Here is a 14,454-nt window from a genome sequence, read left to right as displayed (position 1 = left end):
CGGGTTTTCGCTTCGCATCTGACGAATGGGTTGTGGATCAGTGCGAACTGCAGCCCATTCGTCAGGTGCGTGCGGAGGTCAGGTCAGCGGGCCGACGACCTTGATGGCCCCGCCTCGCGGGTCGGTACGGGATGTGGCGGTGGCGAGCACGTCCGTCCACGCCTCCCTCGCCGACTGACCGGTCTCCCGCATCCGCGCGGCGATCAGCCCGGTGACGACCGGCGTGGAGAAGGACGTCCCACTCCACTGCGCCAGCCCGTCGAACGTGCGGACCTCGCCGATGTTCGGCGGCTCGTAGCAGGTGTAGCTCCCCTTCGGGAAGGCGTTGACGTGGTTGCGACCCCGCGCATAGACACTGACCCAGTCGCCGACGTTGGAGAAGTCCGAGACGCCGGCATCGGGATCGACGGAGCCGACCGAGACCACCCATGGGTACTGCGTCGCGAACGCCGCCGGCCAGAACGGCTCGCTGCTGGCGTCGTTGCCAGCCGCGGCCACGATCAGTACGTCGTCGCGCTCGTCGAGCTTGTGGTTCTGGGCGAGCTGGACCAGGGACAGCATCGGATGGCCACCACGGGTGTGGGTGCCGGCCGAGATGCTGATCAGCTGGGGCGGGTCGTCGTCGTGGAGGGCGTCATCCAACTGACGGCAGATCCGCGACTCGTAGACGGCTCCGCCGTGGACCAGGGCGCCCTCGACCTCGACCCGGGTCTCCGGGGCGATGCAGCTGATGACACCCGCGACGAAGGTGCCATGCCCCGCGTACGGGTGGATCGCGGCAGGGTTCACCGATTCCTCGTCGGCAGCGTCGGCGAAGATGTCGTCCGCCTCGAGCCAGGGGGACGTCGTGCTGCCGACGGCCGCAGTCCACAGACCCGTGTCGACGACCGAGACGCGCACCTTCCGATCTGCCGGCACCTCGTGGCGTGACTTCGACTGCGGCGGCCAGGGCTGGGGCAGCCTCTGGCGGGGCACCTCCGGCTCGGTCGCCGGGCAGAAGAAGCCCTTGGTGGTGACGTAGACGACGTGGTCGGGCGTGATGGTGCCCCGCTCGACGACCTGCTCGCGCTCGAGCTCGTCGAGGGTCGCGAGGACGTCGTCCTGCTTGTCGTTACGCCGGGGCAGGGACACGTCGACCAGTCCGTCCGTCAGCCGCTCGCCCTCGCCCAGCTCGCCGTCGAACCGGTCTCGGTTCTTGTCGGAGGCGAAGTAGTCGCGCAGCCGCGGCACCAGCTCGTCGGGCACGAGAGCGTGGCCGCGGCGGTAGAGGTAGGTGACGTCGGCGTCGTCGCGCGGCGGCCGGTTGCCCTTGGCCGGGGCTCCGGAGACGTCCTCGAGGGCGGCCCGGATGACGCCGACCTGGATGCGGAGCCGTTCGGCAGCCAGCTTGTCCTGGGCGTCCGGCCGGCTGACATCGGGACGGTGGGGGTCCGGTCGGCCGTGACCGAGCCGGCGCAGGATGCCGCGCAGGACCGAGAGGGGCAGACCGGGGCGCTGGGGGTCGTTCACGGGCACTCCTCGGAGGCTGAACTGGCGGTCGGCGCCGCCGTCGGCGCTAACGTAGACCTGCGCGGCGACCGCCGTAAAGCACCTGAACACCGCAGCGAGGCGGCCCGTGGAGGAACTGCTGCAGCTGGCCATCGACGACCCGGAGCGGGGCCGTCGGCAGGCCGAGGACCTGCTGACGAGCTCGGCGGACCCGGCCGTGTTGTCCTACGCCCACCAGTGCCTGGGCATCGTGGCGCGGGACGCCGGACAGGCGGAGCTCGCTGACACGCATCTGCGGGCCGGGCTCCGCGCAGCTCAGCTGGCGAGAGACGCCGACCGCGAGCGCGACGTGCGCGCGTCCTACGGGACGGCTCTGGCGTGTGCTGGCCGGTCGCGTCAAGGACTGGTCCAGCTGCAGAGGGCGATGGCCGGCGCTAGTGGCCACGTCGCCCCACGGATCGCCGTGCGGATGGCAGGAGTGCTCGCCACCACGGGACGCTTCGCGGACTCGGCCGCGGTGCTCCGCGACGCGGCCGCAAGCTTCTCCGCGCTCGACGACTCTGTGTGGGAGGCCCGGGCGCGGATCTGGCTGGCTCACACGCTGCTCCACCTCGGACAGCTGGACGACGCCCAGGAGGAGGCCGAGTCGGCAGGGCGACTGTACGACGGTCCGGAGACCGTCTGGGAGCGGATCTCGGTCCTGGAGAACCTCGCCGACATCGCTGCCGCCCGGGGCGACCTGGTGCGCAGCCTCCGCCTCGGTGCCGAGGCCGCTCGCTTCTGCGCCGAGCTCGGCGTCGAGCCGCGGGCCGAGCTGGTCGGCCAGAACGCGAGCGTCCATCTCGCGGCCGGGCTGGCCGACGACGCAGCGGCTGTCCTCGGGCAGCGGCTCGCGACCACCTCCCTGACCGAGATGGACCGTGCTGAGCTGCAGCTGCTCCGTGCTGATGCCCTGCTCGCCGCGGGCCGTCCGTCCGACGCGATCGAGGAGGCCCGGGCAGCACGGCGCGGCTTCGAGCACGCCGGACGCACCTGGTATGCCCGGCGCGCTCAGGCGACCCTGCTGCAGGCTCGGGTGCGCGCGGGGGAGGTCCGCGGCGCGGCCGCAGAGGCTCGGGGTGTGGCCGAGGCACTCGACACCGAGGGAGCACCCGAGGCACCCCTCGCCCTCACCCTCGCCGGCCGGCTCGCCCGCGGCGCCGACCGCATCGATCTCTGGACCCGAGCCGCGTCGTACCGCCACCACCCCAACGCCCTCGTCCGCGCCGCCGCCTGGCACGCCCAGGGCCTGGCCCGCGAGGAGACCCACGACCGGGGCGGTGTCCTCCGGGCGGCGGCAGCCGGACTCGACGCGATCGACGAGCACCGGCGCCTGATCGGCTCCTCCGAGCTCAGGGCGCTGGCGACGACCCACGGACGCGAGCTGACCACCATCGCCCTGCGCCATGCGGCATCCGACGCAAGGACGCTGCTGCGGTGGAGCGAGCGGACCCGGGCGACGGCCCTGGCGCAGCCGCCGGCGACCTCGGACGCGGCGACCATCCCGGCCTCGCTCGCGGCGCTGCGCGACAACGGGCGCCAGCTGGCCGAGGCCCGACAGGAGGGTACGCCGACCGAGGAGCTCGAGCGGGAGCGGCGGCGGCTGGAGCGGGCGGTGCGGGCGGAGAGCCACACGCTGTCGGCGACGACGGCCACCCAGCAGCGGCCCACGAGTGTCGAGGAGATCGTCGCGGCGACCGGCGAGACCTGCCTGGTGGAGCTGGTCGACGTCGACGGGAGCCTGCACGTCGTGGTCGCCCACGCCGGCAAGGTACGACGCCGGGTCGCCGGCACGACGTCCGAGATCGCCGCCCTGCTCGGCCCGGCAGGGATGCTGCTGCGCCGGGCGGCCCGGGGCCGGCCGGCCGACACCGCCACCATCGGGCGGTCCCTGCAGCAGGCCGTCCTCGGCGACGCGGTCCGACTGCTCCCCGACGCCCCCGTGACCCTCGCCCCGACGGCCCGCCTGCACGGCCTGGCCTGGTCCCTGCTCCCGGCCCTCCAGGACCGGCCGTTCGCGGTGGTCCCCTCGGCCGGCCAGTGGCTGCGGGCCCGCGCCACGCCCGCCCCGCAGCAGGCCGGCACCGTGCTCGTGGCCGGTCCGGCCCTGGCGAGCGGCGGCGCGGAGGTGCCGGTCCTCGCCGAGCGCCACCCGGACGCCGTCCTGCTCGACGGGCCGCGGGCCACGCTCGAGGCGGTGCTGGCCCACCTCGACGGCGCCGGTCTGGTGCACCTCGCCGCGCACGGCCGGTTCCGAGCCGACAGCCCGCTGTTCTCGGCGCTCGACCTGGCCGACGGCCCGCTGACGGTCCACGACCTGGAGCGGGTCCCGCGGGCGCCGTACCGCGTCGTGCTCTCCGCCTGCGAGTCCGGCGTGCTCGCGCCGGTCGGGGCCGAGGAGCTGCTCGGGCTGGCGGCGGCGCTCTTCTCGCTCGGCACGGCCGGGCTGGTGTGCAGCGTCGGCGAGGTCAACGACGACGCGACCGCCGACCTGATGGTCGGCCTCCATGCCGCGCTCGCCGACGGCAGCGACCCGGCGACCGCCCTGTGCGAGGTACGCCGCCGAGCAGCGGGCGATCCGGTCGCGGCCGGCACCGCGGCGGCGTTCCTCGCGCTGGGCGTGTGACCGATAGAACCCGTTCTCGTTGTGGAGGGCATGCCGCGCCGTGCCCTCACGACCGTCGCCGTCCTGCTCGCCCTGCTCGGTGGCCTCCTCGCTGCGCCCGCGCCGGCACGGGCCGACACGAAGCCCTTGCCCGTGCCCTACAGCTTCCTGCCGAACGCCGCCTTCGGCGGCATGCCCGGCGCCAACGCACCCGGCACCAACGACTTCACCTGCAAGCCGACTGCCGCCCACCCCCGTCCGGTGATCCTCGTCCACGGCCTGCTCGGCAACCGCGCCACCAACTGGCAGACCTACGGCCCCCTGCTCAAGAACAACGGCTACTGCGTCTTCGCACTCACCTACGGCGTCGAGTACGACGTCACCCCGGTCAACCTGTTCGGCGGCGTCGACGACATGCGGGTCAGCGCCCGCCAGCTCAAGAGGTTCGTGCAGAAGGTGCTCCGGGCGACCGGAGCCAGCAAGGTCGACCTGGTCGGGCACTCCGAGGGCACGGTGATGCCGCAGTGGTACCTCAAGTTCCTGGGCGGAGCGAAGCGGGTCGAGAACTACGTCGGCCTCGCCTCGGCCTACCGCGGCACCGGCGTCGCCTCGCTCGGTGACCTCGTCGCCGCCGTCCTCCCTGGCGGCATTCTGCCTACTGGCTGCCGCTCCTGCCTGCAGTTCTCGCCGACCTCGAGGTTCATGAAGAGGCTCCACGAGGGCGGCATGCTCCAGCCCGGGGTGCGCTACACGAGCATCGTCACGAAGTACGACGAGCTGGTGCTGCCCTACACCAACGGCACCCTGCCCGGCGTGAACAACGTGGTGCTGCAGGACGTCTGCAAGCAGGACTACTCCGAGCACTTCCAGATCGCGTCGAGCCGCAACGCCGCCCAGCTGGTGCTCAACGCGCTGGACCCCGACCACCCGCGCCCGATCCGCTGCGCGCTCGTCCTGCCCTTCGCCGGCGAGCTGATCCCCGGACTGCTCTGAGCGGGCGGGCCGCGGCCGAATAGGCTTCGGCCATGACTGGAACCAGCCTCACTGCCCGGGAAGCCATCGCGGCCGTCCAGGGGCACGAGGCCTGGGCGATCATCCGCCGCTCCACCCGCGCGGGCGACCGCGACACCGTCGGCGTCCTCGGCGGCACCCGCAGCGTCGTCGAGTCGATCATGGACATCCCGCTCGAGACCGGCGTACCGGAGCCGGGGCACATCTGCGACCGGCTGGTCGCCGTACCGTTCCGGCAGGTCAGCGAGCGCGGCTTCGAGGCCCACGACGACGGCACTCCGCTCGTCGTGGTCGACGTGCACAGCGAGCACGAGTTCTCCGTGGCCGACGTGGTCGACGCGATCGACCCGGTCGAGGTGGAGTTCACCGATCGCGGCGGCTTCGAGACCTCCGACGAGGAGTACGCCAAGATCGTCGCCGCGATCATCGACGGCGAGATCGGCCAGGGCGAGGGCGCCAACCTCGTCGTCGGCCGCAACTACCGCGCCGTCGTCGCCGACTTCGGCCCCGACGTCGCGTTGACCGTCTTCCGCCGGCTGCTGGAGCGCGAGCGCGGCGCGTACTGGACCTTCGTCTTCTTCACCGGCGACCGCTTCCTGATCGGCGCGTCGCCCGAGCGGCACGTGTCGGTCCACGGCGGCGACGTCCGCATGAACCCGATCTCCGGCACCTTCCACCTGCGCCCGCCCGCCGGCGAGACCCGCAGCACCGAGGCGCGGATGCGCGACTTCCTCAAGGACGAGAAGGAGATCTACGAGCTCTTCATGGTCGTCGACGAGGAGCTCAAGATGATGTGCGACATCTGCACCGAGGGCGGCCAGGTGCTCGGCCCGTTCCTCAAGCCGATGACCCACCTCATCCACACGGAGTACCTCCTGGCCGGCCGCACCACCCGCGACGTGCGCGAGGTCCTGCGCGACACGATGTACGCCGCCACCGTCACCGGCTCGCCCGTCGAGAACGCCTGCCGCCTGATCAGGCAGTACGAGCCCGAGGGCCGCGGCTACTACGCCTCCGCGCTCGCCATCTTCGGCCGCGACGAGGCCGGTGAGCCGGTCCTCGACAGCCCGATCGTGCTGCGCACGGCCGACGTCTCGACGTCCGGCTCGCTCAAGGTCACGGCCGGAGCCACCCTGGTGCGCGACTCCGTGCCGGCGTACGAGGTCGCGGAGACGCACGCCAAGGCAGGCGGCATCCTGTCGGCCTTCGGCCTCGTCCCGCCCGCCCCGGTGCCGGACGTCGCCGTCGCCGACCTGGTCGTGGACGAGGAGGTCCTGATCGCGCTCAACGCCCGCAACAACCGCCTCTCCGGCTTCTGGCTCGCCGACCAGGCCGGCACCCCGGTCGACCCGCGCCTCGCCGGGAAGTCCGCCGTCATCCTCGACGGCGAGGACGACTTCGTGAACATGCTGCGCCACATGCTCGCCCGGATGGGCATGAGCTCGTCGGTGGTGCGTCACGAGGACTACGCAGACGGCGTGCTCGACGGCTACGACCTGGTCATCGTCGGGCCGGGCCCCGGCGACCCGCGCGACGACGCCGACCCGAAGATGGGTCAGCTGCGCGCCGCCGTCGCCTGGCTGCTGGCCAACGAGAAGCCGTTCGTCGCGGTCTGCCTCGGCCACCAGGCGCTGTGCCACCAGCTCGGCATCCCGCTCGCCTACAAGGACATCGTCTTCCAGGGCACCCAGGCCACCGTGCTGCTCGACGGGCGCCCCCAGCGGGTCGGCTTCTACAACACCTTCGTGGGCCGGGTGTCGGACGACCTCGAGCTCCCGGCGGGTGTCCGGGTGGACGCCGACGCAGAGACCGGCGACGTCAACGCCCTGGCCGGCCCCCACTTCCGGGGCGTCCAGTTCCATGCCGAGTCGATCCTCACCGAGCGCGGCTTCGACATCGTCCACGACCTCGTCGCCGGCGTCCTGCTCTGAGCGTGCCGACGTGGACCTGATCGCGGGCTCACCGGCGTCGTACCTCGGCGCGGACGAGGTCGTCGAGTCCACGGCACCCGCGGTCGTCGCCCTGGCCGAGCAGCTGGGCGCGGGCGTCCTGGACGACCCCGCGTTCGCGGCCGCGGCCTTCGCCTGGGTGCGTGACGAGATCGCCCACGCCGGCGACGCCGGTGACCCGCGGTTCGCGGTCTCGGCGACGGCGGTGCTCGCCGCCGGGGCAGGCTGGTGCTACGCCAAGGCGCACCTGCTCGCCGCCGTGCTGCGTGCCGGCGGCGTACCCACCGGGCTGTGCTACCAGAAGCTCGCCGACGGCGACGCGCACGTCGTGCACGGCCTGGTCGCCATCCACCTCGACGGTGCCTGGCACCGGCAGGACCCGCGGGGCAACAAGCCCGGCGTGGCAGCTGAGTTCTCGCTGGGCGAGGAGCGGCTGGCGTGGCCGGTCGACCCGGCTGCCGGCGAGGTCGACTGGCCCGAGGTGCACGTCGTACCCGCTCCGGGTGTGGTCGCCGCGCTGCGACGCGGCGAGCTCGCCGTGGAGCTGTGACGCGGGATGCTCGTGGGGGCCTGTCCACAGGCTGCTGCTGCGCAGTGGCGTGAGGCATCACCAGCGGGCACGATCAGCCCATCACTCCGCTTCACCGGAAGGTCCGGTGGAGAGGAAGGGCGCGATGCTCGTTGTCGTGTCAACCCTGCTGGCACTGCCCGGAGCGGTGTGGGCGATCATCCAGGTGATCGACCGTTTCCGTCGGAAGCCTTAGCAGGGGCGGGACGGCTCGGCGCCTACCTGAGCCGTCCCGCTTCCTTCCTTCGATGGTACGCCGAGATGAGGGCCCGATGGCGGTGACGAAGCGATGACCACTCCCGACGTCGTGGTCGTCGACCACCACGACTCCTACACCTGGAACCTGGTCCACCTGGTCGCCGGCGTGACCGGCGTACTGCCGACGGTGGTGCAGTGGGACGACCCGGTCGACCTCGCGACGTACTCCCACATCGTGCTCTCGCCGGGGCCCGGCCACCCGACCGAGTACGCCTGGGCCTTCGACGAGGGCCGGCCGTTGCTCGGTGTCTGCCTGGGCATGCAGGGCCTGGTGGTCGCGTTCGGCGGCGACGTGGGACGGGTCGAGCCCGCCCATGGCACGGTCGAGGCGGTGACCCACGACGGGCGCGGGGTCTTCGCCGGCCTGCCGGACCCGATCGCCGCGGTCCGCTACCACTCGCTGGCGGCCACCCGACTGCCCGACGGGCTCGAGGCGACGGCGTGGGCGGCCGACGGCACCGTGATGGGGGTGCGGCACCGGACCCTGCCGCTCGAGGGCGTGCAGTTCCACCCCGAGTCGGTGCTGTCCGAGCACGGGGCGAGGCTGGTCGCGAACTTCCTCGCGGTGGGAGGGTGAGCACATGGTGATCCAGGGCGAGCCTGCGGAGCTGTTCGCCCGGATCCAGGCCCGCCACCCGCGCTGCATGTGGCTCGACGGCGGGGGTGCCCGCACCTGGTCGCGGCGACGCTCGATGCTCGGCTGGCTCGACGACGACGACGTGTCCCTGACCTACGACGCCAGCACCCGCGAGGTGACCCGTCACGCCGGCGGCCGTGCGGTGGTGGTCGGCGACGACCCCTTCTCCGTGCTGGAGGCCGAGCTCGCCGACGGCCGGCCGAGCGACCAGTGGTTCGGCTACTTCGGGTACGCCGCCCGCGCCGACCTGCCCGCCGCCCCCGACCCGGACCTGCCCGACGCCCTGTGGCTGCGGCCCTCGCACATCCGGGAGTACGAGCACCCGGTCGCCGCCCCCGCCGCCACCCTCGGCATCACCGCGGGTGAGCCGACCGCCACACCGCCGGCGTACGCCCGCGCCTTCACCACCGTTCAGGAGCACCTGCACGCCGGCAACTCCTACGAGGTCAACCTCACCCACCGCATCCGGGCGGACAGCCCGCTCAGCCCGGCGGCGGCGTACCTCCGGCTCCGGGCGCTGAATCCCGCTCCGTACGCGGGTTTCCTGCAGCACGACGTCCCGGGCGCAGAGGCCTGGTTGCTGAGCTCGAGCCCCGAGCGCTACGCCCTCATCACCGAGGACCGGGTGATCGAGACCAAGCCGATCAAGGGCACCACCGCGCGCGGGAGCACCCCGGCCGAGGACCAGGAGGCCCGGGACCGGCTGGCCAGCGACCCGAAGTTCCGCTCCGAGAACCTGATGATCGTCGACCTGCTGCGCAACGACCTCGCGCTGGTGTGCGAGGTCGGGTCCGTGGATGTCCCGAGCCTGATGGAGGTCGAGTCGTACGCGTCCGTGCACCAGCTGGTGTCCACGGTGCGGGGGACGCTGCGCGACGACGTCGGCACCGTCGCCGCGCTGAAGGCCCTCTTCCCGGCCGGCTCGATGACCGGCGCGCCCAAGCTGCGCACGATGGAGATCATCGAGGACGTCGAGGCCACGCCGCGCGGGGTCTACTCCGGCGCCTTCGGCTGGGTCTCCGGCGACGGCCGCGCGGACCTGGGCGTGGTGATCCGCACCCTCACCACCGCCGGCGACGACTACGTGCTCGGCACCGGCGGTGGGATCACCGTCGCCAGCGACGTCGACGAGGAGTGGGCCGAGACGGAGTGGAAGGCCGCGCGGCTGCTCCAGGCGATCAACCCCTGAACCAACCGCTCACCCGCTCCTCGGGGTTCGACGTCGTGGTGCGGGGTAGGCGATGGGTCGTGCCCGTCGTCCAGTCCCGGATCCGCGTCCCGGTCCCACCGGAGGTCGCCTTCGCGGTCTCCCAGACCACGGGCCCGGTGCGCCGCCGATGGGACGTGTTCATCCGCGAGCAGCACTTCCTCGACGGGGCCACCGAGGCGGCCACGGGCGTGCGGACGTTCACGCGGCAGCGCCTGGGGCCTTCCATGGTCAGCCGCTACGTCTCCTACGCGCCGCCCCGCAACGTCGGCATGGTGATGGAGCGTGGTCCCTGGTTCTTCGAGCGGCTCGGCGCGGGCTGGCGCTTCGAGGCCGACGGTGAGGGGACCGTCGCGACCTGGAAGTACAGCTTCACCTGCCGGCCGCGGCTCCTCGCGCCGCTCGCGGAGCGGATCGGCCGGGTCCTGCTCGGCAGGGAGATCCGGGCCCGGATCGCGGGCTTCGCCCGTGGCTGCGAGGACCCGGTGGTGCTGGCGGCGATCCGGTCGGCCGAGGAGGGCTGACCTGCCTCAGCTGGACGACGCGCTCGGGTCGGAGCCCGCGCCGGTCTCGGCGGCGTGGGCGGACAGCGTGGAGAGCGTGGCCTGGACGCCGCGCACGACCCGCTTCTCGTCGTACGGCGCCGGGTCGACGACGTCGACCTGCTGGATCAGGTCGCCGTTCTGGACGAAGCCGGTGACGTAGAGCTGCTTCTTCGTCGCGTTGACGACCACGCGGGCGTCGTCGGCGCCCTCGACCTCCGGGGTGCGGACATCGGCGTCGGCCTGCTGGCCCATCGTCTTCCAGGCCTGGTCGAGGGTGCCCGGGAAGAGCAGGTAGTTGGCGGTGATCACGGCGTCGCCGCTGTCCTCGGCGGGCGTGAACCGGCACTCCGGCTTGGTGGGCGAGCCGGCGTGCTCGGTCGCGTCGATGCCGAACTCCGCCTTCACGAACGCCGCGTCGAGGACGTCGCACGGGTTCCACAGCGCGGGCGTCTCGCTGGGCAGGTCCGGCTTGGCGCCGACCTTCTCGTCGCCGCAGGCCGCGAGGGTCAGCGCGAGCGGTGGGAGGAGTGCCGCCACGAGGGCGGTACGCCGAGGGTCAGGCATGGGGGTTGTTCTCCCGTCCGGGCAGCTTCAGCACGAGGCGGGCGCCTCCGCTGGCGTTGGCGGTCGCCTGCACCGAGCCCGAGTGGCGTTCGGCGACCTGGCGCACGATCGCCAGACCGAGGCCCGAGCCGGGCATGGTGCGGGCGTCGTCGGAGCGCCAGAACCGGTCGAAGATCCGGGTCCGGTCGCCCTCGGCGATCCCGGGGCCCTGGTCGTCGACGGTGAGGACGCCGTCGCTGAGGCGCACCGTCACCAGGGCGCGTTCGGGGCTCCACTTGGCGGCGTTGTCGAGCAGGTTGGTCACTGCGCGCTCCAGCTCGGCGGCCTCGCCGATCACCCACCACGGGCGGGTGAAGACCTCGAACTCGAGGCCGGGGGCGCGCCGTCGTACGCGTTGCACGGCGTGGTCGACCACGTCGGCGAGGTCGACCGGCTCGACCTGGACCGGCATCGGCTCGTCGCGGGCGAGCTCGGTGAGGTCGCCGATGAGGGTGGTGAGCTCCTCGATCTGGGCGCGGACGTCGTCGAGCAGCTCGTCGCGCGCGTCGGGTGGCAGGCCGCCGAAGCCGTCCGCGCTGCGGGCGGTCATGGTGAGCAGGTCGATGTTGGTGCGCAACGCGGTGAGCGGTGTGCGCAGCTCGTGGCTCGCGTCGGCGATCAGCTGGCGCTGCCGGATCCGGCTCGCGTCGAGCGCCACCAGCAGGTGGTTGAACGCCGTGGCCAGCCGGGCCACCTCGTCGTCGCCCTCGATGGCCAGCGGCGTGAAGTCCTCGGTGCGCGCGATCTCCTCCACCGACGCGCTCAACCGGCGCACCGGGCGTAGTCCGTTGCTCGCGACCGCCCAGCCCGCCAGGCCCGCGGCGAGGACGCCGAAGAAGCCGAACGCGACCGTCACCCAGCCGAGCCGGCGCAGCGTCAGGTCCTGGTCGGCGAGCGGCTGGGCGATGATCAGGGCCAGCCCGCTCTGCTGGGTGGGTACGGCGACCACGCGGTAGCGCTCGCCGCCGAGGACGATGGTCCGCAGGCTCTGGTCCCGCTTGCCCTGTGCCACCTCGAGCTCGGACCTGCCCAGCTCCAGGGTGGGGCCGCGGTCGAGGATCCGCAGGGTGCGCTCGTTGTAGTCGAGGATGGCGATCCGGACGTCGCCGGCGCCGAGGGCCCAGGAGGGGATGCCCTGCGAGCCGGCCTGCAGGAGGGTGTCGGACGCGGCCGCCTTGTCGGCGCGGTCGACGAGCGCGTTGTCGAGGGTGTCCTGCATCTGCACCCGCGCGGTGATGTAGGCACCGACGGCCACGAGGGCCACCGACATGCCGACCGCGATCGTGGTCAGCCAGATGACCCGGCTCGCCAGCGAGCGGCGGTAGTGCCAACGCCCGTCCGGGCCGGGGCCCATCGCGAGGCCCCAGGACGTCGCCACGGAGCCCTCAGGACTCCGTCGCGCGCAGGACGTACCCGATGCCGCGGACGGTGTGGATCAGCCGCTGCTCGCCCTCGGCCTCGGTCTTGCGGCGCAGGTAGCCGACGTACACCTCGAGCGAGTTGGCGGTGGTGGGGAAGTCGTAGCCCCAGACCTCCTCGAGGATGAAGCTGCGGTCGAGGACCCGTCGCGGGCGCCGCAGGAACATCTCGAGCAGGGTGAACTCGGTGCGGGTCAGCTCGATCAGCCGGCTGCCGCGACGCACCTCGCGGGTCGTGACGTTCATGGTGAGGTCGGCGAAGGCGAGGACCTCCTCCTCGGCGCCGTCCTCGATCGGCGTCACCCGGCGCAGCAGCGCCCGCAGCCGCGCGAGCAGCTCCTCGAGCGCGAACGGCTTGGTGAGGTAGTCGTCGGCCCCGGCGTCGAGGCCCTCCACCCGGTCGCCCACGGCGTCGCGCGCGGTCAGCACCAGGATCGGGATGTCGTTGCCCGCCGCCCGCAGCGCCCGGGTGGCCTCGAGCCCGTCGAGCTTGGGCATCATCACGTCCATCACGACCACGTCGGGCGCGACCGCGCCGATCCCCGCCAGGGCCTCCGCGCCGTCGCCGGCCAGGTGGACGTCGTACCCGTTGAAGGCCAGGGAGCGGCGCAGCGACTCCCGCACGGCACGGTCGTCGTCGACGACGAGGACGCGGTGCGGGACGACGGGACGGGCGGACACGCTCCCATCATGGCCGATGGGCCTGAGCGATGGCTGAGAGTCCGTCAGAGGTAGCGCTGGGCGACCCGCGCCGCGCGGGCGCCGTACTGCCCGCCGAAGAGGCAGGCATGGACCAGCAACGGGAACAGCTGGTGGTAGCCCAGCCGGTCCTCCCAGCCGTCGGCGAGCGGGTGCGCCTCGTCGTAGGCCGCCATCACCTGCGGCAGCTGGGGCAGCCCGAACAGCGCGAGCATGGCGAGGTCGACCTCGCGGTGCCCGCCGTACGCCGCCGGGTCGACGACGACCACCCGGTCGCCGGCGCTCCACAGCACGTTGCCGTTCCACAGGTCGCCGTGCAGCCGTGCGGGCGGCTCCTCCGGGACGATGGACGGCGCGCGGGTGGCCGCCGTCTCGATCAGTGCGGCGTCCTCGGAGCTGACGATGTCCTTGTCGCGCAGGACCTTGAGGTACGGCGCGATCCGGCGCTCGGCGTGGAACTCGGCCCAGGTCGGCAGGCTGCGGTTGGGCAGCGGCAGCCGGCCGATGTAGCCATCGGCCTCGGCGCCGAATCCGGCGGCACCGCAGGCATGGGTCGCGGCGAGCGCGCGACCGAAGGAGCCGGCGACCTCGGCGTTCGGCCGCCCTGCCTCGACCCAGTCGAGGATCAGGCAGTCGGTGTCGACGGCGAGCACCTCCGGGGTCGCGACCCCGCCGTCGGGCGTGGCCTCGGCCAGCCAGCGCAGGCCCGCGGCCTCACGGGCGAAGAACTGCGGTGGGGCAGGGCTGAGCGTCTTGAGGAAGGCGGTGCGCCCGCTGGACAGGCGCAGCTTCACGGCGGTCGAGATGTCGCCGCCCGCCACCGGCGCGGTGGCGACGACGGCCGAGCCCAACAGCTGTTCGGCCCTGCCGGCGACGACCGGTTGGCGCGCCATCGGCTCTCCTGTCCGGCCCGTCAGGCAGCCGGGCTCAGGCCTGGCCCTTGAAGGCGGCCGGGATCTTCGAGCCCTGCTCGATGGCGCGTTCGGGGGCCTTGACCTTCTTGAAGCTTCGGATCGCGAGGAACACGAGCAGGGCCGCCAGCAGCACGTAGAACGCGAAGACGATCAGGAACGCCCAGTGCAGGTCGAGGCCCTGGCCGTTCCAGTTGATGAAGTAGGCGATCGCCACCGAGAGCATGATGATCGCGAGCACCAGCAGGAAGCCCGCCGCGGCGACCAGGCCCAGGCCGACGCCGCCGGCTGTGACGCTGACCTTGAGCTCGGACTTCGCGAGCTGGATCTCCTTGCGGATGAGCGTGGAGATGTCGGTCTGCGCGTCCTTGATGAGACGTCCGATGGTCGGCTCTTCGCGGAGCGGTTCGGTGGCCATGCGGCCGACCCTACCGTCGCCGCTAGGATCACTACAGGTGAGCCGGGAAGTCTGGTCGGCATGTGAACGCCCCTGCCCGCACGACTCCAGGAGACCAC

Annotated in this window: 13 protein-coding genes; 7 read left to right on the top strand and 6 right to left on the bottom strand. The window is 72.7% G+C overall.

Translation table 11 applies throughout. The annotated features are described in order from the left end of the window. Positions 1-78 precede the first annotated feature (78 nt). Entirely contained in the window at positions 79-1,509 is a 1,431-nt protein-coding gene (locus FBY23_RS00480) for a S8/S53 family peptidase (protein ID WP_141796355.1), read from the bottom strand. Between the two features lie 106 nt (positions 1,510-1,615). Between FBY23_RS00480 and FBY23_RS00475 the strand changes: the two genes are divergently transcribed. The 7 genes from FBY23_RS00475 to FBY23_RS00445 all read left to right on the top strand — a co-directional run bounded on the left by FBY23_RS00475 (position 1,616) and on the right by FBY23_RS00445 (position 10,286). Beyond that, positions 1,616-4,153 (top strand): CHAT domain-containing protein, encoded by a 2,538-nt coding sequence (locus tag FBY23_RS00475; RefSeq protein WP_141796354.1) that lies wholly within the window; start codon positions 1,616-1,618, stop codon positions 4,151-4,153. Between the two features lie 30 nt (positions 4,154-4,183). Further along, positions 4,184-5,125, top strand: a complete 942-nt coding sequence (locus tag FBY23_RS00470) for a triacylglycerol lipase (RefSeq protein ID WP_141796353.1) — start codon at positions 4,184-4,186, stop codon at positions 5,123-5,125. A gap of 32 nt (positions 5,126-5,157) precedes the next feature. Further along, positions 5,158-7,074 carry an anthranilate synthase family protein gene (locus tag FBY23_RS00465; protein ID WP_141796352.1) on the top strand — a complete coding sequence of 639 codons (1,917 nt, stop codon included), beginning with the start codon at positions 5,158-5,160 and terminating at the stop codon, positions 7,072-7,074. Positions 7,075-7,084: 10 nt separating this feature from the next. Then, entirely contained in the window at positions 7,085-7,642 is a 558-nt protein-coding gene (locus tag FBY23_RS00460; RefSeq protein ID WP_141796351.1) for a transglutaminase family protein, read from the top strand. Positions 7,643-7,949: 307 nt separating this feature from the next. Beyond that, complete coding sequence (locus FBY23_RS00455) at positions 7,950-8,495, top strand: aminodeoxychorismate/anthranilate synthase component II (protein ID WP_141796350.1); 546 nt, start codon at positions 7,950-7,952, stop codon at positions 8,493-8,495. A gap of 4 nt (positions 8,496-8,499) precedes the next feature. Continuing rightward, positions 8,500-9,744: an anthranilate synthase component I family protein gene (locus tag FBY23_RS00450; protein ID WP_141796349.1), complete on the top strand. Its 1,245-nt coding sequence runs from the start codon at positions 8,500-8,502 to the stop codon at positions 9,742-9,744. Positions 9,745-9,803: 59 nt separating this feature from the next. Continuing rightward, on the top strand, positions 9,804-10,286 hold the full coding sequence (locus FBY23_RS00445) for an SRPBCC family protein (protein WP_141796348.1): 483 nt from the start codon (positions 9,804-9,806) through the stop codon (positions 10,284-10,286). 6 nt (positions 10,287-10,292) lie between these two features. Here FBY23_RS00445 and FBY23_RS00440 read toward each other — a convergent pair whose 3' ends face one another. From FBY23_RS00440 to FBY23_RS00420, 5 genes are read right to left on the bottom strand one after another with little or no spacing between them, the layout of a single operon-like run. Further along, positions 10,293-10,871 carry a hypothetical protein gene (locus FBY23_RS00440; protein WP_141796347.1) on the bottom strand — a complete coding sequence of 193 codons (579 nt, stop codon included), beginning with the start codon at positions 10,869-10,871 and terminating at the stop codon, positions 10,293-10,295. Then, complete coding sequence (locus tag FBY23_RS00435) at positions 10,864-12,288, bottom strand: cell wall metabolism sensor histidine kinase WalK (RefSeq protein ID WP_260805660.1); 1,425 nt, start codon at positions 12,286-12,288, stop codon at positions 10,864-10,866. The genes FBY23_RS00440 and FBY23_RS00435 overlap by 8 nt, the downstream gene beginning before the upstream one ends. 7 nt (positions 12,289-12,295) lie before the next feature. Beyond that, positions 12,296-13,009, bottom strand: a complete 714-nt coding sequence (locus tag FBY23_RS00430; protein WP_141796346.1) for a response regulator transcription factor — start codon at positions 13,007-13,009, stop codon at positions 12,296-12,298. Positions 13,010-13,053: 44 nt separating this feature from the next. Next, complete coding sequence (locus FBY23_RS00425; protein ID WP_141796345.1) at positions 13,054-13,920, bottom strand: fructosamine kinase family protein; 867 nt, start codon at positions 13,918-13,920, stop codon at positions 13,054-13,056. A 34-nt stretch (positions 13,921-13,954) separates the two neighbouring features. Beyond that, entirely contained in the window at positions 13,955-14,356 is a 402-nt protein-coding gene (locus tag FBY23_RS00420) for a phage holin family protein (protein WP_141796344.1), read from the bottom strand. Positions 14,357-14,454 lie beyond the last annotated feature (98 nt).

The sequence above is a fragment of the Nocardioides sp. SLBN-35 genome (assembly GCF_006715725.1).
In the GTDB taxonomy this organism is placed as follows: domain Bacteria; phylum Actinomycetota; class Actinomycetes; order Propionibacteriales; family Nocardioidaceae; genus Nocardioides.
The sequence above is the reverse complement of the archived record's forward strand: the minus strand, read 5'-3'. Positions and strand labels throughout refer to the sequence as shown.